Origin of the sequence: Bacteroides salyersiae WAL 10018 = DSM 18765 = JCM 12988 (assembly GCF_000381365.1) — a bacterium.
GTDB classification, from domain to species: Bacteria; Bacteroidota; Bacteroidia; order Bacteroidales; family Bacteroidaceae; genus Bacteroides; species Bacteroides salyersiae.
Map to the genome: position 1 here is coordinate 1,319,856 of NZ_KB905466.1, position 24,889 is coordinate 1,344,744.

The 24,889-nt window shown below is 41.2% G+C and carries 17 protein-coding genes; 2 read left to right on the forward strand and 15 right to left on the reverse strand.

The window, feature by feature from the left end; all coding sequences use genetic code 11:
* Window positions 1-129 precede the first annotated feature (129 nt).
* From HMPREF1532_RS05000 to HMPREF1532_RS05010, 3 genes are all read right to left on the reverse strand, one after another.
* On the reverse strand, window positions 130-1,326 hold the full coding sequence (locus HMPREF1532_RS05000) for an AGE family epimerase/isomerase (protein ID WP_007478713.1): 1,197 nt from the start codon (window positions 1,324-1,326) through the stop codon (window positions 130-132).
* A 2-nt stretch (window positions 1,327-1,328) separates the two neighbouring features.
* Entirely contained in the window at window positions 1,329-2,699 is a 1,371-nt protein-coding gene (locus HMPREF1532_RS05005; protein ID WP_005925717.1) for an MFS transporter, read from the reverse strand.
* A gap of 424 nt (window positions 2,700-3,123) precedes the next feature.
* Entirely contained in the window at window positions 3,124-3,333 is a 210-nt protein-coding gene (locus tag HMPREF1532_RS05010; protein WP_025818956.1) for a hypothetical protein, read from the reverse strand.
* A 265-nt stretch (window positions 3,334-3,598) separates the two neighbouring features.
* Here HMPREF1532_RS05010 and HMPREF1532_RS05015 point away from each other — a divergent pair, with 265 nt between their 5' ends.
* Window positions 3,599-4,591, forward strand: a complete 993-nt coding sequence (locus HMPREF1532_RS05015; protein WP_005925723.1) for an aldo/keto reductase — start codon at window positions 3,599-3,601, stop codon at window positions 4,589-4,591.
* A gap of 63 nt (window positions 4,592-4,654) precedes the next feature.
* Here HMPREF1532_RS05015 and HMPREF1532_RS05020 read toward each other — a convergent pair whose 3' ends face one another.
* From HMPREF1532_RS05020 to HMPREF1532_RS05035, 4 genes are all read right to left on the reverse strand, one after another.
* Window positions 4,655-5,548 (reverse strand): AraC family transcriptional regulator, encoded by an 894-nt coding sequence (locus HMPREF1532_RS05020; RefSeq protein WP_005925727.1) that lies wholly within the window; start codon window positions 5,546-5,548, stop codon window positions 4,655-4,657.
* Window positions 5,549-5,590: 42 nt separating this feature from the next.
* Window positions 5,591-6,847 (reverse strand): mechanosensitive ion channel family protein, encoded by a 1,257-nt coding sequence (locus HMPREF1532_RS05025; protein WP_005925730.1) that lies wholly within the window; start codon window positions 6,845-6,847, stop codon window positions 5,591-5,593.
* Window positions 6,848-6,905: 58 nt separating this feature from the next.
* Window positions 6,906-7,904 carry a DUF4435 domain-containing protein gene (locus tag HMPREF1532_RS05030; protein ID WP_005925733.1) on the reverse strand — a complete coding sequence of 333 codons (999 nt, stop codon included), beginning with the start codon at window positions 7,902-7,904 and terminating at the stop codon, window positions 6,906-6,908.
* 136 nt (window positions 7,905-8,040) lie between these two features.
* Complete coding sequence (locus HMPREF1532_RS05035; protein ID WP_005925736.1) at window positions 8,041-8,880, reverse strand: AAA family ATPase; 840 nt, start codon at window positions 8,878-8,880, stop codon at window positions 8,041-8,043.
* A 92-nt stretch (window positions 8,881-8,972) separates the two neighbouring features.
* On the opposite strand from HMPREF1532_RS05035, the gene HMPREF1532_RS05040 reads away from it, so the two are divergent.
* Window positions 8,973-9,890 (forward strand): DMT family transporter, encoded by a 918-nt coding sequence (locus HMPREF1532_RS05040; RefSeq protein ID WP_005925739.1) that lies wholly within the window; start codon window positions 8,973-8,975, stop codon window positions 9,888-9,890.
* Window positions 9,891-10,018: 128 nt separating this feature from the next.
* Here HMPREF1532_RS05040 and HMPREF1532_RS05045 read toward each other — a convergent pair whose 3' ends face one another.
* The 8 genes from HMPREF1532_RS05045 to HMPREF1532_RS05085 all read right to left on the reverse strand — a co-directional run bounded on the left by HMPREF1532_RS05045 (window position 10,019) and on the right by HMPREF1532_RS05085 (window position 24,673).
* On the reverse strand, window positions 10,019-11,371 hold the full coding sequence (locus HMPREF1532_RS05045) for a threonine/serine exporter family protein (RefSeq protein ID WP_007478719.1): 1,353 nt from the start codon (window positions 11,369-11,371) through the stop codon (window positions 10,019-10,021).
* Window positions 11,372-11,562: 191 nt separating this feature from the next.
* Complete coding sequence (meaB, locus tag HMPREF1532_RS05050; RefSeq protein ID WP_005925745.1) at window positions 11,563-12,657, reverse strand: methylmalonyl Co-A mutase-associated GTPase MeaB; 1,095 nt, start codon at window positions 12,655-12,657, stop codon at window positions 11,563-11,565.
* A 16-nt stretch (window positions 12,658-12,673) separates the two neighbouring features.
* Window positions 12,674-13,741: a DUF1573 domain-containing protein gene (locus HMPREF1532_RS05055; protein ID WP_005925747.1), complete on the reverse strand. Its 1,068-nt coding sequence runs from the start codon at window positions 13,739-13,741 to the stop codon at window positions 12,674-12,676.
* 193 nt (window positions 13,742-13,934) lie between these two features.
* A complete protein-coding gene (locus HMPREF1532_RS05060) occupies window positions 13,935-19,625 on the reverse strand; it encodes an alpha-2-macroglobulin family protein (RefSeq protein WP_044097422.1) in 5,691 nt (1,896 codons plus the stop codon).
* A 587-nt stretch (window positions 19,626-20,212) separates the two neighbouring features.
* Entirely contained in the window at window positions 20,213-20,677 is a 465-nt protein-coding gene (locus tag HMPREF1532_RS05070; protein WP_005925752.1) for a hypothetical protein, read from the reverse strand.
* A gap of 4 nt (window positions 20,678-20,681) precedes the next feature.
* Window positions 20,682-21,701, reverse strand: a complete 1,020-nt coding sequence (locus HMPREF1532_RS05075) for a hypothetical protein (protein ID WP_005925755.1) — start codon at window positions 21,699-21,701, stop codon at window positions 20,682-20,684.
* 15 nt (window positions 21,702-21,716) lie between these two features.
* Window positions 21,717-22,391 carry a hypothetical protein gene (locus HMPREF1532_RS05080; protein ID WP_005925758.1) on the reverse strand — a complete coding sequence of 225 codons (675 nt, stop codon included), beginning with the start codon at window positions 22,389-22,391 and terminating at the stop codon, window positions 21,717-21,719.
* Between the two features lie 38 nt (window positions 22,392-22,429).
* Window positions 22,430-24,673 carry a caspase family protein gene (locus HMPREF1532_RS05085; RefSeq protein WP_005925761.1) on the reverse strand — a complete coding sequence of 748 codons (2,244 nt, stop codon included), beginning with the start codon at window positions 24,671-24,673 and terminating at the stop codon, window positions 22,430-22,432.
* Window positions 24,674-24,889: the final 216 nt, after the last annotated feature.

Genomic DNA, 24,889 nt, shown 5'->3' on the forward strand with positions numbered 1-24,889 from the left:
AGTTAGAGGGGGACGATTACGGAAGTAATACGACTAAAATACAAGAAGTTTAAATTTGTGTTTCGATATTGTTACTGATAAACAATGTATCAATGAACCGATGTGTTTATATGCCAATCAGTCATGCTATTACTCATCACCAAAGCGCTCCATCACCTCCAGGCACATACGTCCGTTATGGTAAGGGCATTTCCAGAAACCGGCCTTATCATCCGTGCGATTCACTGTATCATCGGCACGAATACTCCAATACCATTCACCGTTTTCCCTGTCGATAAGGCGAGATTTGATAAACTCCCAGCAAGCAGTAGCTTTTTGCAAGGCTTCTTTGTCCTCAAAATACTGATAAATATTCATATAACCCACTACGGTTTCTGCCTGTACCCACCAATGACGATCAGCATCCAAATGCCCCGTAACAAGATTCTTTTCATAAATCATCCCCCTTTCCGGTGTAAACCCTTCACCAGCAGCAATAGCTATCCGCCTTATAATAGGTTCCACTTTTGCCAGTATATCTGCTTCCCCTAATTCCAAAGCAGCTTCGTGAAGAAGCCAGGATGCTTCGATATCATGTCCGTAAGAGACAATAGGATATTTACTATTCCAATCATCATCAAAAAACAACCGTAGATGGAAAGTCTTCCTATCTAATATTTTATCTGTAAAAAGCGTAATAAGATTACGCAACTGATGTCGTAATCGCTCATCTTTCCACACTCGATAAAGATTAGTATATGGTTCCAAAATATGCAGATGTGTATTCATCGTTTTGCGTTCGTTAGCATCTTTTTCACTAAGGCGCATATCCTCTATTTCTCCCCACTGACAAGTAAGTGCCTCACAATAGCCATTTTTAAAACGGTCAAAACTATGTTCTTCGATACTTTCAAAAAGCAAAACTGCATACTCAAGAGCCTCTTTGTCTGTTGTGGCACGATAATATTCACTTAATCCGTAAATGGCAAAACCGATAGCGTAAATCTGTTTTTTGGTATCGAGCGGTTCCCCCTTGTAGGTAAGACTCCAATAAACGCCCCCAAACTTTCTATCATAGAAAAGATCAACGATATATTCTTTGGCACGCGTAGCTATTGCAAGATATTCCGGACGCTTCAATAAACGATAGGCAGCAGAAAACGTCCACAAAATACGAGCATTAAGAATAGCTCCTTTTTCAGCTTCGGGCACTAATTCCTCCTTACCGGTAATGCAGCCATAAAAACCACCGTATTGCTCGTCTACCATCCGTTCCATCCAATATGGTAGAATATTGGTAGTAAGTACTTCTTGCATTTCCTGTGTTAATATAGATATCGATTTCATTTTTACTCTTTCCTTTTCTTCTCTAATTCAGTGGTAATTACTTTCATTTTTTTCTCACTCAACGGATACATACTGATAAATAAAACACTCAGTATTGTACCTATCGCAGGGAGAAAACTCAAAAACATCTTGATGCCATGAATGGTCTCCTCGCTTTGTACGACATTGGCTTGAAACCCAAAATAAGCCAATAGCCAACCCGTAACGGCCGTACCGATAGCCCAACCGAACTTCTGACTCATGGAAGAGGACGAGAATACCAATCCGGTGGCCCGGTTCCCTGTTTTGAGTTCTGAATAATCGGCGCAATCGGCATACATCGACCATAACAAAGGAAAGATACTTCCCGCACAAATACTAATTAGTATTTGGAAAGCAAATATAAGAGCAATATCACCCTTATCAAACCAATAAAAGATAATACTCAGCACAGTTGCAATCATCATTGCCCCCATATAAGTAGCCTTTTTCCCTATACGATTGCTGACCGGAGCCGCAAGGATCACTCCTATTATATTGGCGGCCTGTCCCACAGCCAAATAGATTCCACTCAATACAAATGAAACTCCGAAGAATGAAATCACAGAATACTCTTCTTCCACCACAAAATATTTGAAATAATAAACAGTCGCCCCATCCCGGATAGAGTTGAATATCAGAGCAGCAATACCCGCCCCCAGTAAAATCCACCAAGGTTTGTTGTGAAGCAAGTCTTTCAAATCCTCCTTCAGCGGACTCTGCTTCTCCCTAATAGGCTTCACTCTTTCGCGAGTCCATGCAAAGCATCCATAAAACAATGCGGCACACATCACTGCTATTATCACAACTCCCATCATCCAACCATACTGCTCACTATGTCCCTGCTTGAAATAATTCACCATAGGCATAAACAGTAATAAGGCAACAAAACTACCGATATAAGCAAACGTCATGCGATAAGTGGAAAGCGTGTTCCGCTCTTTCGGCTCAGGACTCATCACCCCCAACAAGGAAGCATAGGGTACATTAATAGCAGAATAAACCATCATCATCAATGAATAGGTTATATATGCATATACCAACTTACCCGTATCATTCAAGTCCGGAGTGGTAAATGTCAATATACCGATCAGTGCAAACGGAACCGCCAAAAACAACAGATAAGGACGGAACTTCCCCCAACGAGAATGAGTACGGTCAGCAATCACTCCTACAATCGGGTCAAAGGCCGAATCCCATACACGGGTAATAAGAAACATCGTACCGACCATTGCCGCTGGAAGTCCGAACACATCAGTATAGAATATCATCAAATAGGAACCGAATAACTTCCAAAACATGGAAGATGCCATATCACCAAAGCCATAACCTATTTTTTCTTTAAGTTTCATCATAACAAACTAAATGTAAGATAAGAAATCATATATAAAATTTTCGAATAGACGATTTACGATCTGCTCACTTCACATGTACTACTATCAAAAATTCATCTTTCTATTTGATAGTGCTCGAATTCATCACAGTATTTATCCCGATACGTCCCTTTAGATAAGGATTCGTCTTTTCGTCCAGCAATTTAACTACTTTATCTTTAAATATACTCATAGCCAATACTTTTTTATTTAGCACTCAAATTATCCTTTCATCTTCACACTGTGTTGTTTCTCTTTCCTGTACACTATTTTTAGGGAAGTAAAAAACGACATTGCAAATTTAGCGTAGTTAAAACAAAGTATTTGATACTATTTTATCATTTCATCATACTATTCTTTTCATAAGAATGTCTCTTCTGTATATTTTCTGCCCCTTCCATCGGCTTCACCTTTTTGCTTCACTGCTTTGTTCACCGGCGATACAGGGTGAAGGGCCGTTGTTGATTTCCGATCTCTGTGCAAATGTCTCCCAAGTACCGGGCATACATGCGGTGAGCACCGAGCATACGGATCGTGAACACCGAGCATACGGGTCGTAAGCACCGGGCATACGGGCGGTGAGCACAGTAGCCGGAAAAACAAGACGTGCCTTCACCCTGTATCACCGATGGATAGGGAATTTGATTAAAGAAGGTGAAATCGGTGAAGGGGATAAATCCTATGTGAATAATATATCCCGATGGGCAAAATCGTCCCTTAGGAGAAGTTTCAAAATGAAATGACCCGGTCAACCGGAACAATAGGTACCAAGTTATTTCTTAAGCATTACTGAATAAATAGAAAGATTATTCGAGTATATTGTTCCTGAAAACGTATATCTTTGTTTCCATAAATGGTATATAAACCCAATAAATAGAATTATGATAGCACCTGTTTATTCAGCCGACAATGACAGATACAAGAATGGTATGAAATACCGTCGTTGCGGAAAAAGCGGCATTATGCTTCCAGAAATTTCACTGGGGTTATGGCATAATTTCGGAGATGTAGACACATTTTCAAATAGCCAACGAATGGCTCATTATGCCTTTGACAAAGGAATCACCCACTTCGACCTGGCAAATAATTACGGTCCGTCTTATGGCTCGGCAGAAGAAACCTTCGGAGAAATTATGAAAAAGTCATTCATGCCTTACCGCGACGAACTATTTATCTCCACCAAAGCCGGACATGATATGTGGCCCGGTCCTTACGGTGAATGGGGATCACGAAAATACTTGATGGCAAGCCTCAACCAAAGCCTGAGACGTATGAACCTTGAATATGTGGATATCTTCTATTCACATCGTTATGATCCGATTACTCCACTTGAAGAAACGCTTCAAACATTAGCAGATATCGTCCGCCAAGGAAAAGCATTGTATGTAGGCATATCCAAATACCCGAAAGAGGCTGCAGAATTTGCTTACAAATATTTAGAAGAGAGAGATGTACATTGCCTGCTCTATCAAGGAAGATATAATCTGTTCAACCGCGAACCGGAAGAAGAGGGCATTCTGCAACAAGCCAAAGAAAACGGTACGGGATTCATCGCTTTCTCTCCGTTAGCACAAGGATTGTTGACCAACCGGTACATTAACGGAATTCCGGAAGATTCCCGGATTGCCCGTGGAGGTTTTCTTAAAAAAGAACAGTTGACAGAAGAAGTATTATGCAAGATCAAAACTCTGAATGAAATAGCCGAACAACGGGGACAAACTTTGGCTGAAATGGCATTAGCATGGGTAGTAAAAGACGATTTAGTAACTTCAGTCATTATCGGAGCAAGCTCGGTCGGACAATTAGAAGATAATCTGAAAGCAATAAACAATACTTCGTTTACGGAAGAAGAGAGGAGAATCATCAGTGATTAACAGTTTAGTGATAAGTGATTAGTAGCTACGCGCTATGTTCCGAATGGTACTAATCACTTATCGCTAAATCACTTTCTTCTTCTTTCTATAATTTTCCCGAAATTCTTTAGGTGAACACTCTTTCTTTTTTTTGAATATCCGATTAAAATTAGAAAGGTTATTAAAACCGCAATCATAACAGATTTCAGCCACTGACATAGTAGAATCCACCAATAACCGGGACGCAAAACCAAGGCGTATATCGATAAGATAGTCAGACAAGTTTTTTCCGGTACGCAGTTTAAAGAAGCGGCTAAAAGAAACGGCAGTCATACCCACCATGTCCGCCAACTGATTCAAGCGGATCTCCTCTTTATAGTGTAAATTGATATATTCCTGTATCTTCTGTACCCGCCGGCTGTCAGAATGAATATCGATCTTTGCAAATGAAGAACTGGATAATGTACGGGCCTCTTCTTCGAAAAGAGAAAGTTCATAAAGAATGGTCATAAACTTCAGTACGGCATAAAATCCCTGGTTCTCGGAAGCCAGTGTATCGAGCATGGAATATACCTTCAATATGGCAGACATAGGAAAGCAAAGTCCTTTCTGAGCGCGCTCCAGCATCCGGCGAATCGAATCAAACTGATTCTTATGAATGAAGCTTTTGAAAAAAAGATCAGAAGAAAACTGAATCGTAATCTCCCGTATCTCTTTTGAGTTACATTCATTCTGCTCCCAAACATGTTCCAGATCTTTACCCGTAATCAATACCAGATCATATTCTCCGATTACTTCAGCTGAATCGCCAACAATACGCCTCACACCGGCAGCTTTCTCACAAAAGTTCAATTCAAACTCTGCATGATTATGAATAGGATACGTAAACTCCGTTTTATGCCGCTCGGCAATATAAAAGCAATCCTTATCAGATAGTGGGGTTATTTCACGGATGATATGATTCTGTTGTGCATTCATGGCTAATAAAGTATTATCAGCCACAAATATAAAACACTTTTCTTAGTTTCTCTTACTCAACTCCCTAAAATCTTCACCTGTAGGATTCTGAAACACATGTAAATCAAATTCCGGAATAATGGCAAGAACATGATCGAAGACATCGGCCTGTACCCCTTCATAAGGTACCCAAGCTTTAATTGCAGAAAAGAAATAAAGTTCGAGAGGAATACCTTGCTCGGTAGGCTGCAACTGACGTACCATACAAGTAAGATCCTGATTCACCGTAGGCAGACTCTTCAAATAATTCGTCAGATAAGCCCGAAATACCCCTAAATTCGTCTGACGACGCCCATTCACTAAAATGGAATTGTCTATTCCATGTTCTTTATTATAATCCTCTATTACCTTTTCCGTCTCCTCAATGTAATCTTTCAATAACTGTATTTTCTTGTATTTAGCAAGCATTTCCGGGGTACAAAACTTCACGCTGTTCATATCGATTCTGATAGAACGTTTGATACGACGTCCTCCGGACTCTTGCATGCCGCGCCAATTCTGAAAAGAATCGCTGACAAGGGCATAAGGAGGAATGGTAGTAATAGTATTGTCCCAATTCCGTACCTTCACCGTATTCAAAGTCACTTCAATCACCGTACCATCAGCACCATATTTCGGCATCTGGATCCAATCGCCTACCCGTAACATATTATTAGCCGAGAGTTGAATACCGGAGACAAAGCCCATAATACTATCTTTAAATACCAACATCAAGACAGCAGCCGAAGCACCCAGACCGGTAAGCAAAACCATCGGTGACTTATCAATCAAAATACTGACAATAATTATACCGCCAATAAAGAAAAGGATAACTTGCACCGTCTGCAACAAACCTTTCAGAGGACGGTCGCGAAACTGCTCTTTCTCACTATATACATGAAAAAGCGCAGTCAATAAAGAACTGATAAACTTCAGAAATACAGCAATGATATAAATCATGCAAATACGCTGTATGAAACTTAACAGCCCCAAATTGGATATCGCCAACGGCAACAATATATATAGCACAATCGGCGCTACTAAATGACTGACATGAGTCAGCACTTTACGGTCGAAAACAATATCATCCCACGTCGCCTTGGTCTTTTTCACAAGTCTGGCAACAGCTGTCAGAATAATATGACGACAAATAGCATCTCCCAGAAAAGCAATTGCAAGAATTACAACTAAAATAATGCCACTCGTTAAATCATCAGCCCACGACTGACTAAATCCCCACGACAGGAGAATTTCATTAATAAAGCCTGTAACTTGTTCCATTAAACTGTTTTTCAGTTGCTGTTTTAATAAGGCAACAGCAAAACGCCTTGTTTATCATTCATCCTTTCTCAAGGAATTCTCTTACATCATCACGCAACCATTGATGAAGATACAGCGCTTTGTAAGCACTGTTTTTCTTCAGCATAATCTCCACATTTATCTGGCTGTTCTGATAACAAGTCAGTTCATTGCGGAATTGTTCATCATGTTCGGCCAATTTCTTTATTTCCTGTTCCCGCTCTCTGCGCAAAGCAGTACAAACCGGTATCAAAAGTTTCATTACCACATTATCCATAATATGATGCCCTTGAATATACAAATATGTGGTTTCCGGTACCAACCCCAACTTCTCAAGTTCAGTGCCCAAAGCATCCACCTGACTGATATAATACGGGAAACGCGTTTCCAGTTCAGACAATTTAGCCGACACCACCCTTTGCATGGCTTCCAAACTTCGCTCCGGATGCCGCAAACTTACATCCATCAAACGAATATATGAATTAAAATCACTCATTGGAAAGGTATGCGTATCATGTTGCCGGTAAAACCATACATTCCATAGAAAAAGAGGATAAGCTATCTGAGAATACCTTCGCATGAAAGCTGCAAAATCAATCAAAGAGCGATCATTCAATGTGGCCTGTACACATACCTCATGCAAGCTCTCTGCAAAGCAATGATGATTCTCGATCGCATAGGTATAAGTCTGAAAGATATATTTGTTACGGTTTATTTTCCGAGAAGTGGCAGTAGCACCCTGTAAGAGAAAATCATAGTCACTGTCTACACAAGCTATGAGACTTTTTCCCAGTTCAGCCGTATTTAATGTATTCATCAATACCATCTTCTTCCCTTTCGCCAAAGAAGTAGCCGAAGGAAGCATTACCTGAAAGTAACACTCGTCATTTTCAAACTCTTCAAACAGGGTACGCCAAAAAGGTACATCATCGTAACTCTCCACATAAGCTACAATCCTTCGGCGGGCTTTCTTGGAATACAGCCTGTTTGCAGCATTGAAGTAAGAAGATGTAAGATTGTCGCGTAAAGTTTGAGCCATAGGGACAGTTTATAATTTATGATTTATAGTTTATAGTTTATAATTTGGTTGCACCGCTTATTTTCACAACCTATCGAATGTTTATTCAGAACTTTCAACTCTCAACTTTCAACTTTCAACTAAATAAGACTTTCAACTAAATAGGTTTGTCAGCCATATTCGTTGTTATATCGCTCACCTCGGTCACTGCATCGAGCCACCCTTCCATTATAAGGGCAGGCGAATGGGTAGTAAGGATAATTTGTACGTTCGGATTCAATTCACGGATCATGGCAATAAGTTTTTGCTGCCATTCAATATGAAGTGATGCTTCCGGTTCGTCCATAAAAAGAACATAATGTTCATTATCCTGTACCAACACAGTCAGCAGGATAACAAGCATCTGCTTTTCACCGGAAGAAAGCTTGTAGGGCAATAACAACTCCCCATCCTGATAAAAAGCAATATCATTTCGCTTACGGTCTATTTTCTTCCGGGTATAACTGAAGAGTTCGTCTATCTGATCCTGAAAACGTTTCTTCGCCAATGATAAGCCGGCAGCTTCCTCCCGTCCCTTTTCCGTATTACCGGCCAGGAGTTCGATCATCTTATTTCCTATATTCACCTGATAGTCCAGATAGCGGCGCTGCAGAAGATAAAGTTGCCAGTCGAGTTCGGACTTTACATTCTTATCTGCCATCCGGGCTGTGAAATCACCCATAACCAAAGGACGGTCGTAACTGCGAATCACATCATAAGGGATATAAGTTGCCTCCGGATCATCAAAATAAATATGTACCCCCTGCTTTACACCATTCTTCATTTCACCGGATAGTTCTTCCAAGTAATTGACGGAACGGTTCAGAATCGTTGTTTTACCGACACCATTGATTCCGGAAAGGATATTCACGTCCGGACGCAAATCCCAGGCAATATTAAACCGCCCCCACAATCCGTCTATTTCAATGCGTCTGATATAATTGGCCTGTTTTTCCATGCTATTATTGCTTTATATCAAGGCAAATATAAACAATTCAAATGATAAATTGGTTACCTTTGCGGCAGTTTTCAATATAAGGTAACGAAAAGATGAATATCAACAAGAACGTACAAGGACATCTGTTTGCCCTAACTGCCAATGTAATGTGGGGTCTAATGGCTCCCATCGGTAAATTTGCTCTGCAAGAGTTTTCAGCCCTCTCTGTCACCACTTTTCGAATGGTAGGTGCGGCGGCCGCTTTCTGGATTCTATCCATTTTCTGTAAACAGGAGTATGTGAATCATAAGGATATGCTTAAAATATTTTTCGCGTCCTTATTTGCACTGGTTTTCAACCAGGGAGTTTTTATCTTCGGATTGTCCCTCACCTCCCCCATCGACGCCTCTATCGTAACAACAACCTTGCCTATTATTACCATGATCGTGGCAGCCATCTATCTGAAAGAGCCGGTCACCAACAAGAAAGTTCTCGGTATCTTTGTCGGAGCGATGGGGGCATTGATATTAATATTGGGCAGCCAAACTTCCGGAAACGGAAACAGCAGTATCTGGGGAGACCTTCTCTGCCTGCTGGCACAGCTTAGTTTCTCAATCTATTTAACAGTTTTCAAAGGACTTACCCAACAATATTCGGCAATAACCATCAATAAATGGATGTTTATTTATGCATCGATGTGTTACATACCTTTCTCCTATCACGATGTGGCTGCTATCGAATGGAGCACCATTTCAACGCTTGCTATCTGGCAAGTCCTTTATGTCGTATTGGGAGGAAGCTTCATAGCTTATATCTGTGTGATGACTGCACAAAAATTACTTCGTCCTACAGTAGTGAGCATGTACAATTATGTACAACCTATCATCGCATCCATCGCTGCCGTAATCATGGGTATCGGAACCTTCGGCTGGCAAAAAGGAATAGCTATCGGACTCGTATTCTTGGGAGTATATATTGTGACCCAAAGCAAGTCGAGGGCGGACTTTGAGAAGGCGGGGAAAGAGGTGTGAATTAGTAATCAGTAGTAAGTAGTAAGTAGCAAGTAGTAAGTAGCTGGTAGTTAGAATCCTTTCGGATAACCACGTTGACACACTGCATAGATTCTAACTACTGACTACTTGCTACTGACTACTAATTCTCACCACTCTATAAACTTACCGCGTGCCTTTCTTTTTTTCAACTCTTCTTCCAGGCACTTTTGGCGGTCTTTAGCAATATAACGACGGGCAAAGATATTAGGAACAGCAACTCCCAATGCTATACAAAGAATGATAAGAGCGGAATTGATACCGTTGAAGAAAGCAACCGTCACCTCTCCTACAACCCCATGCATGTCAATAAAGCCAAGCAAGGAACGATACATCAATACACCGGGAATCATCGGGATAACCGAAGGAATGGTCAATACGTGATTGGGAACATGAAACCAATGTACAGCTTTAACAGCAATCAGGCTGACTACAAAACTTCCCATAAACGAACCTATTACCGGACCGAATCCCAACTCAAAATTCACAAAGTTACGGGTACATACGGCAATAATACCTCCTATAGCCACCACCCAAAGCAAACGACGCTGGATATTGAAAATCATGGAAAATCCCATAGCCGCAATAGCGGCAGCAATGGCATATACATAATAAGGATCATGGGGAATCATACTTAATTCACTGAATTTCTTGTCGATAGTCACATCCTCCATAACACACAGACGGATAGCCAATACAATACCAAAAGCCATAGCCCCCACCATCATAACCGTATTAGCCGCACGGGTAATACCCACCAGCAAATAATTGTCTATCATATCGTCAACAAAATTTATCAACGGAACCCCCGGAACAATAAATAAGGCACAAGCTAAAAGCGGATGATAAGGAGTAGAAGACCATCCGGTAAATGAACTGGCATAAGCCAAACAAGTAGATACAAAAGCGGCAATCGCAATACTCATATATACATTAACACCAAACTCGATAAAACGGGCACGTACGCGAAAACCGACAAATGCAGAAATTGATGCTAAAAGAAAAGCCATCCAGTCACAGCCGAACAATTTGCAAAAGCCACCACATGCAAAACCGGCTCCCACCGCTACCAGATATGGAACATAATTACGAGGCGTGTGGGAAATTCTTTCCAACTCTTTCTCGTATTCATCCAAAGAATAGTCTTGTTCGATAGCACGCCACGACAATTTACTGATAGCAGAAATGGCCGTCATATTAATCCCATGCTTCTCACATTTCTGGAATTTAGAAAAAGAATGTGCTTCATCACTTACATTAACCATCAACATCGTATAGCTGACATCAATATGAAGCTTTTCTTCCGGTAGCCCCAAATAAGCAGCTACACGTTTCATATTCCTCACTACACGGTTTGTATCCGCCGCACTCTCCACCAGTAACTTACCTGTACGCAACAAAAGATCCAATTTACGTCGCAACAATAAAGTTTCTTCCTGCTCAATTATCTTATTATCCGTCATCTTGTAAATAGAAATAATTAATTTTCTTTGGGGGTGCAAAGGTACAATTTTCTTTTCAAATTAGAATCTAAATAATGTATCAATTGAATAATATGCCAATGGGTCAATATGCCAATGTGCCAATTTACCATGCGGAATGATAACGCAGGTAATTGGCACATTGGCATATTGATCCATTGGCACATTATTATCTATTTCTTCAATTCGTCAAAATAAGTATCAAGCAATGTTTTTGCAGCCACAAACGAGGTCAGATTCCCTCCTAACACCTGCTGTTCCTTCTCTGACAACATAGATTCTATTTTGGCATTATGATAGAAACTGTCACGTAACTGTTCGTTAATGCTTTCGTACATCCAATACTTACTTTGCTCATTACGACGATACTCAAAATAGCCGTTCTCTTTTACAAAATCGATGTACTGGTATATCATATCCCAAATCTCCTTTACGCCCAGATTGTAAAAACCGGAATAGGTCAATACTTGAGGTGTCCAACCGGAATCAGGAGCAGGGAAAAGATGAAGAGCGTTACGAAACTGTGCCGCTGCCAGTTTGGCCTTGTCTATGTTGCTACCATCGGCTTTATTTATCACAATACCGTCCGCCATCTCCATGATACCACGTTTGATGCCTTGAAGTTCGTCACCCGTGCCGGCCAACTGAATCAGCAGAAAGAAATCCACCATAGAGTGTACAGCCGTTTCACTTTGCCCTACGCCTACTGTTTCTACAAAGATCTTATCGAAACCGGCCGCCTCACACAAAATAATCGTTTCACGGGTTTTACGGGCTACCCCTCCCAACGAACCGGCAGAGGGGCTTGGACGAATAAACGAATTGGGATGTACAGACAATTGCTCCATACGGGTTTTATCACCTAAGATACTCCCTTTGCTACGTTCACTACTCGGATCGATGGCCAATACAGCTAATTTTCCTCCTTTTTCGAGTACATGCAAACCGAACACATCGATTGAAGTGCTCTTACCGGCTCCCGGAACACCACTGATACCGACACGGATAGAGTTACCTGAATAAGGCAGACATTTCTCTATCACCTCCTGCGCCACAGCCTGATGTTCGGGACGCACACTTTCTACTAACGTTACTGCCCGACTGAGAATAGTTATATCACCTTTTACTATTCCCTCCACAAACTCGGCCACAGAAAGCTGTCGTTTTTTAGGTTTACGTTTCAAATAAGGATTTACCGACGAAGGCTGTTCAATACCTTTATTAACAACCAACCCTTTATACTCTTCGCTGTTTTCCGGATGTTCCATGATGGTGATATTTAAGTTATCGTTTTACGTTGATTTCCACTTTCGGCTGTGCCGGGTCATTGGTTATCATCAGTATGCGCAGGTGATGCTTTTTCTTTCCTGTATTCTTTTTATGGATGGTTACCCGCAACTTAGTCGTTTCCCCCGGCTGAAGGACTGTCTTTTTCAGACTCACTCCTACCGAAGAATTAAATACCTGCAACTTACTTATCTGCAAAGGTGCTTTCCCTGCATTTGTAATAACAATATCATGAGAAGCTTTGTTCTTTTTCGCGAGACGGGCACTGAGATCGATATCTGTCTCAGACAGACGAATGGCAGGCGCATTTAAACTATCCTGTTCCGTCATTCCGGAGAAATCGGGAAGAAGAATGGCTGATACGGGAATCTCGTTTTCTTCGCTGACCTTATCACCGGCAAAGCGGGCCAGATAGACAGAAGCCTGCGTCAATCCCAAATCGGTCAATTGCTTGGTATCAAGGGTCAGCTTGACAGTCCCCCTCTTTCCCTTCAGAACCACATTCGGTTTCTTTTCCATTTTCAGATAAGGAGGCAGATGCATCAATACCGGTTCGTATGGACGATCGGACAGATTTACGACACTAAACGTAAGAGTCGGTTCTTCACCACGATGGGCATCCGGAAAGGCAAATTCGTTCCGGTCCAAACGAATGGAACCGATAGCATAAGGATGTGTCTTCGTAAAATCAGTAACTTCCTGCACTACCTCGCCTACAAATTTCAAATAGACAAGGCTGGGTTGTGCATTACTATAAATACCCACAGTTTTCTCAAAATGTCCGAGTGCCTTCGCATCAAAAGTAGCACTAACCGTTCCTTTCTCACCGGGAGCGATGGGCGTTTTCGTCCAACTGGCAACGGAACAGGCACAAGAAGTGGTAACATTGGTCAATACCAAAGGCTTGTCTCCGGTATTCGTAATGGTATACTCCACATTTACAGGATGTTTCCATTCTATCTGCCCGAAGTTATGTGTCTCTTTATTGGAAGAAAGACGAGGTTGGGCAATGACAGACAAAGTAATAATAAAAAGGGTAATTATAAAGGATATACTGCGTTTCATGCTCTACATATTATATTTGGAGCACAAATGTAGGAGTTTTCAATGAGAAAAGGAACGGATTGAAAGGATTATTAAGGGTAGATGGTAAAGAATGCCGGTTACATCCATCAAAAATGTAACCGGCACTGATTGGCATTTGATTCAAAATACAACTTGTCTATCCGGACAAATACAACCGGCCTTCAAGTGTAAATCATTTTATCGTCACTTTCATCGAAGCGGAGTGAGAAACATATTCGGGTGCATATGCACTTTGGATGGTTGCCAGTCCGGTTTCATACATTCCGGCACGACTGATACGATAGCTATATTCAAGAACATAAACACCTTTGCCCAATCCATCGAAGAAGAAATTGGTTGAAGCATCTTTGATATCGACATAATAACCGAAACCGTTGTTCCAGCGATAACCGGATAACATACCGATAGGTTCGAAACAGGCGGCACGCTGGTCTTTCAATTGGATGAAATCCATCGGACGATCCAAACGGACCGTAAGGCGTGAAACGACTTTATCTCCTACAGCCAACTCCGTAGCGGCTGTTATCGGTTGTAGCTGACGAACATTATTCACCAAACGCTCCACATACAGTTTCTTCTCTACACTCAGTTCGTTACCTTGCTGTTTCACTTGATCGATATCTTCCTGATACTGTGCATAGACTGCTCCCCAGGCGATACCGGTATCCCGTTTTTCGACAGTTATCTTACGGGCATCCACCACTTTCTTGTCAGTGAAAGTCTTTTTAATGTAGCCCAATCCGGGAACAATCGTTTTGGCAGGAGCCAAAGTTTCCAATACCTCATTAGCAACAGTAATACGTACATCACCTTGATTATCGAGCAGATTGACACCACGTTGCAACAGGGCAAAAACCGCATTTACCGTAGTCACCGGAGAATCCCATGCCTGCGTTTGCTTCTGCTTCAAGAGCCAGAGTTTCATTTCTTCCACCGTAGAGGAGTCGCCGGATACAAGTTCAAGAGCTTCCATTACCGTGACATGGGCCGGGATCTGTAAACCGCCCCAAGTATAAGGATTCTCATTGAAAGCAAAGAACATTCCCTGTTCGTCCGTCTTTGTCAAGAACTCTTTCAAAGAAGCAATAAAATTCAATGCTTCCTGCTTCCTTCCGGCTTTATCCAGCACAATGGCGGCAAGTGCCTTATTAGCCATGGAACGGCTGGTCAGCGTCTCCCCTACTTTCGACAAGAAGTAATTGTAAGCGGTCTGATTATCGGCAAGCGGCATTTTTTCACCGGAAATAGCAACAAGGTAGAGATACTTCAACGCCTCATCGGAGAGCCCTTTTACCTTTTCTCCGTTTTTCTCTGCTTTACGGATATTCTTATACTCTTCCAACGCTTCTTTATTCAGAAAACTGAAAGCAGAACGCTGCATCGTCAAGGCATCCCCTTCCAGCGGTTTACCGGTGAGCAAAGCGAGACGGGCATTCAATTCGACAATAAAGTTCGTGATAAATCGACTACCGTTCATACCTTTATACCATGCCCACGAACCATCAGACTGCTGAAGCTCTTTTAACCGGGTCAAGGCAGCAATGTTGTTATTACGAATGTTGTTCAAATCGAATAAAGTAGCGATGCGCTCTTTCTGTTCTTCTTCCGTCCGGGCCTCCATCACCCAAGGAGATTCAGACAACAAGATGTTCTTCACCTCCTGATTCTTTTGCAAATTACTGAGGAAAGTCTCCTTCGTTCCGCCTTGCAACTTCCAACTATCGAACACGGCTTTGATGCGTGGCTGTGAATTCATTATATAGGCAGCCAACGTATTCGCATAATAAGCGGCAGCCCAAGAGATGGCATTATTGTTCTCGGGCATACCCAACGATGGTAATGCCTGTATGGCGTACCAAGCCGGATTACCTGTAAACTCGATAGTCAGACAACGGTCGGTAGCCGATTTGCTGTGATTATTGAATAACTTATCGAGCGGGAAAGTACGTGTTTCTTCTCCGCGAACAGGCATGGCCACAGTCTCCACCAAATCCGCTTTATTGCTAAGTACGGGTAAGAGGTGCTGCTCGCCGTCACTGAACGAACCACCGTCGGCAATCATACGGCAACCCAATACATCGTATTTATCGGTAACAATAAAAAGGAAACTCACTCCCGTGGTACGTCCTGCTTCTACAGAGAACTTTTGTTTCTGCGTACTGATCACCTTTTCCGTCATCGGGTCAAAAAGAATAAAGCTAACCGTTCCGGAAATATTCTTTCCGGTAAGGTTTGCCACAGAAGCGGTTACAGAAGTTTTATCTCCCACGCGGACGAAACGCGGCAAGTTCGGAGTCAGCATAAAGTCCTTACTGGTCACAGCAGTAGCATCGATCATACCTGTCATCATTCCTTTGGTATGCGCATATCCCCGGAAATTCCAACGGGTAAGGTTCTGCGGCATGGTGAAAGAGAAAGAAACTTCCCCTTGCTCATTGGTACGAAGTTGCGGATAGAAGAAAGCGGTCTCGGCAAAATTGGTACGCAATTCTTCGGTAGCCTCAGGAAGGGTTTCTCCCGCTCCGGTATCCCTGTCGGCATCAGCCGTTTCGGCATATTCAACATCGGCTTTATCGCTGATGACGATAGACATACCCGCCTCGGCTTTCGCCATTCCGCGTACCTTTGCGCTTCCAACAACCGTTGCGTTCTGTCGATAATTACAAAGGGGTATCATTTCCTCTTCGAAAACCAGATTACTGACGTAATTGAATGGAAGCACGAAGTGGTCGTATGCCATCGGATCTACCTTCAGGCTCTTGGAAGGGAACCAATAATTATAAGAGTTCATTCCCCAATAACCATCCATCCAGCGTGTTACGGGCACAGAAAGGTTGTATCCGATTCTCAGGCTCTGATTATTTTTCCATATCTTATCCAGCGAAGCGTCATACATGGTAGCCAACATTTCAGCTGCGGCCGGCATTCCTTGCGGGTTTTTGACAGTCAGCTTCCACTCTTCTTCCTGTCCCGGACACAGTTTATCACGGAATACCTCCCATTTCATTGTCAATGTTTTATCCGGCAAGCGTTTCGTCATTCTTACCGTCTGCTGATTTACGGAACCATCCTTCACAAAGCAGAAAGTAGCGGAAAGCCCGTTGCCATACGATTCTTTATAAGGATATTCAAAACGCTCAATTGAATCGGACAAACGAAGCACCTTGCTTTCCAGCATCCGGTTACCACTGAACAGATTCATCATCACATACGCGTCTTTCTTGGAAGTTCCGAAATAGAACACAGCCGGATGAGCGGCATCAAACGAGGTATTTTCTGCATAATACCAGATCGCCTTGTCTACCGGAGGGCGCTTATCTTTGATCGAGAAGAGTATGACTTCCTCTTCGCCCGTCACTTCACGACCCTGATCATCTTTGGCAGACATAACCAACAGATATTCTCCCGACGGCACAGAAGTCCATCCCGGAAGAAGCGTCTCTTTATTGGAAACAAACGTACCCGTATAAGCCGGAGTGCCTTTCATCACCTCTTCGGACTTCGCACCACCGACTACGGGATAAAGTTTGTAGTTACCCTCTACACTAACGGGCTGGCCATCAAGATTGGTAGCTTTAAAAGTCAGCTTGATGGAATCTTCCTTGCAAACAGGATTCTGTATCTCGGCTCCCAGTAGCATTGAACGGTTTCCGACTCCTAAACTGTAAGTGGAAGCCTGCGTCTCTCCCGCCACATTCGTAACCGTCGCTTGAATCTGGAAAACATAATATCCCATATCGCACCCTTTATCACCACTCAAGGATACCGGAATCGTGAATTGTCCGTCTTCATTCAGTGAAACGGTGCCCGATGCAATAGGTTCAGCGCCCAACTGCGCTCCTTGCCAGCCAAAACGCATAAAACGGGTAACTGTATAATTCAAAGGCAAATCCTGCAATGACACACCACTAAAGGTGGCTACCGTTCCTTTCACATCGATTTTATCACCCAAGCTATACGACCCGGTCATCTTATCAAAAGTTATATCGAAAGTAGGTCGTTTATACTCTTCCACGCGGATAGTGGTCATTCCTTCATCGGTAGTTAGTGTGAACGTACCGTTCAAGCAAACGGACGGCAAAGTGAATTCCGTAGCAAAGGAACCGAACTCATTGGTACGAAGCTCTTTCTTTCCAACCTCCTGCCGATTGGCATCGGTAAGTGTCAACGTATAAGTGCGATTGGCAATGACATTAGCTGTATCCAGTTCCTGCTCATAAGCAATACCTTTCACATATACGGTTTGCCCCGGTCGATAAAGAGAACGGTCCGTCAGAAGTTTCACCGAATTCACCGGTTTCTTATCCGTGTAGTAATTATAACTACCGCCATAAATACCTTGCAAGGGCATTGCGGTATCATCGCCTTTGGTAGCGACTAAATAGCGGTATTCACGTTTATAGGGGAATGTTGCCTTTCCTTCGGAATCAGTAGTAAACTCCGTCAATTTCTTTTCATCGTTTGTATAAAGAGTGACAACAGCACCTTCCACAGGCTGTCCGCTCATACAGTCGAGGACAACCACTTCGTATTGGTCTCCCGGCAAACGAAGTGTCAATACCTTAAAACGGGTAACACTCAGCTTGCTTTCACTATTTTCCCGTGCCTTGGCATCGGGTACGATACGCATCACATATTCTCCGATTGCCGGAGCTTTCAACGTAAATACAGTATCCTGATTCTGATAATTCTGAGGACGCAATAAAGAATAATGCTGTTCGGCCACCCGCTTTTTCGATTGGTATAATTGCACCGTAAAACCATCTATATTCTTATGGTTCACCATCAACTTCATATCAGTATCCGGATAAACAACCTGGTCGGCACGTACATACAAAGCCGGATTCAAAATCTCCTGTTTCAAATTCTTTAAGGCATTGATGCGTTTATAGTCCGGATAAAGCCTGATAGCCTCATCACAAATCTGCAAAGCCATCACCTGTTGCTGTTTTTCCACAGCATAGCGGGCTTTGGCCAGATAAACCTCAGCACAGACATCATGCGATTTAAAATCAGCTTTCAGTTTATCGAGGCCAGCCAGATAAGGATCTTGAGTCAACCCGATTAAATTCTGTGGTGCCCGATAAGGCACAAAGGTAGGATCCGAATTCCGTTTCCAGTTCAGATAATCGAGTTTGCAGAGCACATAACCATCATCCATACCGGCTTTTTCATAAGCATCGAGCATACCTAAATAAACGTTTTCAACCGATGTCTGTACAACAGAATCTTTATCCAATCCCATTACATTGTTCAAGGCATCCACCCCTCTGCTACCCAGCAAATGAAGCATATCATGATGATAGTATTCACTGGTATCTCCGAGTTTCACAAAAGGAATATAAATGCGCGAAGAGGTATTCAACAGCAATCCCGTATCCTGCAAAGAACCGGCTGTATATTTCATCACCTGTTGCACGAACATATTACTGCTCCATTCCCGTATATCGGAGGAGGGAGCTTCGTCTACAATATTCGTCCGCTGACGAATCTGCCAGCGATTGCTGGATGCATAATCTGCATAAATACCGGCTATCAGGGAATTCAAAACAGCACGGTCCATCGGTTTATCCGTTGTTTCCGCCCACTGTTCCAAACCTTTCAAACTTACATAAAAGCTATCGGGAGTCAACGTTTCGCGGTATTTCATCCGCCACGTATACGCCTTCAACATCTGTGGAGAGTTTCTCTCTGTTTCCGCTTTTTTATAAATTCGATCTGTCAGTTGGATCACTGTTTGTGGCAAACTCTTCTGTTCAGCCTGCTCCACCTGTTTCCATAACTTGTCAAATGTTTGAGCTTTTGCCCAAGGTGCTATCCCTAAAGAGAGCAATACCATCATACAAATCTGCTTTATTCTCATACGTTCAAAGTTTAAGTCCTTTTATATTAAGAACAAAGAAAGAGAATAAAGTTTAAAGAAAAGCATTTTTTAGCTTAAATTTAATGACCTGTATACTATAAACACACGATTTTTCAAAATCATATCTGCCCCTAAATCCTAATAGGTTCAAACTATCACCTCATTTTAGTTCAATATGAATAAAAAGAACTTTCACATTTAGTAAAGACCAAACTACTGTCTTAACCGCCAGTTTACCATATTCTCCAAGCTTCAAGAACTCTATATATCGTCTGTATTTATCTGATAATCATCATCTATTAAAACGTGGTTATAATTTCTTAACATACACTGTTCCAAATTATAATCGTTCGTCTTATAGAGTTCTTCAATTCTTAAATCACCGGTCAGTCTTTTTTCTATGACATTTTCAAATTTTAAAATATCACAAAAATTATTCCTTATACATCCTTTACTAAATATGAGACAGATATATTTTATCTGCTGTGTATACTCAGAAGTTAAATCCTCTTCCCAACCAAAAGGTATATGGATGACTTGCACACACCAGTATAAGAATCCCTAAATGAAAACTTTTTACTTTATTTTTATTCATTCCACAATTCGTCAAACTTCTCCTTTTTAAAAACCTTCTGTAGTCTTTCATTTGCCATAACATGTTTACGGATCGCATCCAACACATCTGTCTCTCTCACTTTAAGCGTAATGTGCACAGTATATCTACCGTCTTTCTCTTTCACCGGAATTTCTTCCGCAATAGCTATATTCTTTAGAATAACTTGAGCAGCTATTTTACTTTCATTGATAAATTCCTCTTTCAATATATCATTTCCCAAATCTTCCGTCAGATAAGATTGGCTGACACTGGTTATTTTTCCATTGATCTGAGTAGCCAATTCACCTTTGGTGTTGAGTAATGCTTTCTGTTTGGCAATCATCAAAGATGCCGAAGTAGCACATTGATGTGCTACGAAAAAGCCCTCTTCCTGGTCTTGCGCTTGCAACGATAGACATAAGAAAAGAGCTAATAATAAAGAACCTACATATTTCATTTTCTTAATGATTATCTATTATTAAATCGACTATGCTGATCTGCAAGTCTTTTTTCCGTATCCTATTGGCTTGTAACCACTGAACAAATTGTTGTGAAGTCACCGACGGTAATTCGCTATATCCTTTCGGTAACTCAGGATGGGAAATACCTTCGTCATCAGCCAATGAAAAGAAAAAATCTTTTGTAAACGGAGTTTCCGAAAAAAGATAGTAAATGCGAATGACATCGTATTTTTGATCTGTAATCAATTCCAGTTCATCAATATTCTCTTTTGGAAATCCGGAAGGTTCCGATATATCAAAGAATGAGTACCATTGATTTGCTTTGACAGATACGTCGTCCACATTATCATAAGCATAATAAGGCAACATGCGTTGGGCTTTTTCCCCATTATCCATAAAAAGAGCCAAATGACCGGATTTCGAACTACGGAATTGTGTAATGAACAAATCTCCTTGATGAAATACAGAATCCTGTCCTGCAATGAGTTCACTGCCATTCAAACCGATTTTCTGCTCTACTACGACATTCTTTTTATCATTCAGTATTTTAAATTCAAAGCGGGGTAATATCTGATGAAGCTGTTTTGCATAACCATTTACCGCACAAGTCCATTCCACAGCAGGTATCTTCTTTTTAAAATTACCTTTCCGGTCCGCCCCTAATATTTCCGTTTTCCGAGAAGTGAAAACGGGTTCTGTTTTATCACTACACCAGACTCCCTGAGCAAACTGGGATTTCATATCCACAAAATGTTCATAATGTTGCAACTCACTTTCGTAAGTCTTCATAAAATTTCCATAGACAATAGATGTGCCAAACTGATTTTCAATTGCCGTTTGTTGAGCCAGACGGAGCAATTCCTGGTGCTCCAGTTTTTCTTCTTGCGGTAATTTTATAGAAGCTTCTCCTGATACTTCAATCCATTCTGCCGGTGGAGTGCCCTGAAAGACCTGAGCACTCACCGGTGAATAAATATATTGAATCCATGACAATATCAATAAAACAGCCGTTTTCTTCATTACTTGAATATTTAATTAGTAAACACTCAATTTAGAGTTTTTCTTAAACAGCCGGTTACCTCCAAAACGCCATCCCATAGAGACAAAACCACTGCCGGCTTTCTTCTCGCCATCACTTTTATAACCATAAAAAGTGGAGAACAAACCACGATACCCAAAACCGATTCGGAAATTACGAAATTCAATACCAGCCTCTGTTGTACCTCCTACTTTGAAACGGCATCCTCCCTCTTCTCCTTCGTAACCGCTATAATAAGGATCATCTATAAACAAAGCATTAAACGTTACCCCAGCATTAGCATATACACGTATATGATTATTAATCAGATATTTTACTTCACCGACCAATGGAATCCCCACACCTTGTCCCCATATAGATTCACCATAATAATAACTCTCCGATTCTTCATTCAAAGGTAACTCTTCATAATGAGCATAATAAACTCCACTTTTTATTGAAAGCGGCAGATAGAGTGGCATTATATGCCGTGGAAGTACGTATTCAAAAGAAAAACCGGCATGTGCTGTAGGCATATAAGTGCCTTCATCATCGTAATAGCGGGTTGAGTAAAAATAGGATTTAGGCATTCCACACGACCAATCTATCCCCATCCTAAATTGTGCCGAAATGGGCTGCAACACACAAAACAACAATCCTATAATTCCGATTATTTTATTTATATTTTTCATTGTTATTCTTATTATTGTAAATTAATACTCGATTTTGGTTAATACTTCACAAATGCATCTTTAGCACGAACGCTAACCTGAATAACCGGATTCTGCCGAACCTGTTCCCCCTCCAGTTCTTTCGCCAAATAAGGAACCCCATACTCCTGATTATCAGCCAAGTATTTATACAGTTCATCAAATGTAAGTACTCCATCCCCATTCAGATCGGATCTTTCCTTATCCTGCATAGCTTTAAAAAGTACATAAGAAAACAGTCCGTGTTTCTTATCTTTATACCAATTGGCATACTGTTCTTCGCTTGCAGCCGAAAGTATTACGAATTTCGCAAGTTTATCAGGTTTCGGACGCCGGGCAAACTCGGTGGCAGAAGCTTCCATTGAAATTTCTTGCCCGGAAAAACAAGCATCAGTTATCACATTCACCTTTTCGACCGGTAAAGCCCCTAATGTACGGTAAATACTCTGTAAAGAAGTGGCTTGCTCCTTACAGTTTTTGGGATTTGAACGTATTCCCAATAGATAAGGCTCACCCATAAAAGGATAGCCATGACCAGAATAAAAGAAATAGACCTCTTTTGCACCCGTACGTTTCACCAACTCTGCAATTTCTCCTTCCTTGTCATCTGTTCCAAAAATATCATCAAAATCCTTTTTATCGGCATTAGTTTTAAAAATAATATTCTTCTGGTTCACTCCCAATGTCCGTGTCAGATAATCACGCATAGTACTGGCATCGTTTACTGCATATTTTACCGGCCCTACTTTTGTAGTACCTTGCTTACCGGTCGCAACCTGATATTCCGTATTACCTATGATGACTGCAACAGCATTCGAACTAACCGATGTTACAGGAATATTCTTATCGACTTCTGAATTTCGCTCGTAGACATTTTCTTTATAAGCAGCGATTTCCGGATACTTTTTATTAAAAGCATTGTGAACCGTAATTTCAACCGCAACTCTACGATACTGCGCACCTACATTTTCTGCTATTTCTGCAAAGTGCTCATAATGCGTATTTGCTACCCGGAATTGCCCGATATGATTTTCCATAAATTTTTTAATATCCAAAGTACGAAGGTAGGCCAATTGCTCATTACTGCTTATTCCAGTTTCGGGAGTCACCGTCACATAAGCAAAGGCTCCGTTTACAAAACACTCCGCTTCATTAATATTCCCAAAAGCACCATCATAAGGAACACTATTTTTAAACTTTGTTCCATCGGTACCACCAATAATCTTTACTGTAACTTCCGTTCCGGGAGTAATATATTCTTCTAATTTAGACTCTACCGTACTTTTTATAATACCGGCTGTTTGAAGTGCAGCCTGTGAATCCTTCAGACGATATTTACCGGCAGGCCAATCTTCCGTAGTATGAGATATATTCAATTTTTTCACAAAATCAGAAACAACTTGTACATCGTAACGAACTTTCATATTATACTCTACCGTACCGTCTTTCTTCACTTCCGGCATTACTTCTGCATTTACATCGACTTGTGTATTCTCCGACAGTTCATCTTTTGCACGTAAATCGGCTATTGTTTTTGATAAATCTTCTTTTAATTCAGTTTTAATATCTTTAGTAACGTCTTCTGCCTTTTTAACCGCTACGGCCACAATCTTCTCCTGCTTTTTATCATCTTGCGGGATTTCTTGTTTTGGTTTTTCTGTCCATACCGGATTATAAGGCAAAACAGCCAGTTCCTGAACTTTACTATCGGTTTTCCCCGTTAACTCAAATTTGTGGATATCCGAACCTATTTCCACACAAAGAGTTGCTTGACTACGCCCGGACAGACTACCTGTAAACGGAATACTGATACGGCCTTTTACCACTCTCCCTTGTGCAAGAGAAAGTCTTCCGGAAGGTAATGCACAATTCTTTTTCTCCTCTATTATAACATATACATTAGTAGCAGCATCAAACATGAGAGAATTCCCCTTTTGCAATTTTGCTTCTAAATTAAATGTCATCATACTGGAATTGGAACGCTTCTGAAATTTAGAAATTACACAATAACTGGAAGGTAGCACAGAAATCAACTCCTTTTCCCTCAAATTTGCCGTTAACTTATTTACACCGGAGTCTTCCAGATAAAATGGAGTTTCGATAGTTGTGTTATAATCTCTCCATCCTACATTCTTAATGGAAGGACTTACAATAGGGTTGACAGATACTCTTTTTTGAGCTTGCATGTCACTGCCATTAGCAATAAACAAAAATAAGCAACAAGTAAAAGGTAGGAAACTTCTCTGAAAAATAGTTTGTTTCATGATCGTATTCTATAAATTAAAATATTCCTCAAAAAGTACTTAATTGCTTCAAATATAGACATTGCATCCACCACCAACAAACCTCTTTTTTTTACTTTATCAGATAAGAAGATGAAAATAAATAATAACAGAACTAAAATATACGATAACAGGACTTTTTTTTCAGAAACAGAATATTGAAAATAATGAAAGATTATGCTTATATATCGTCAAAAT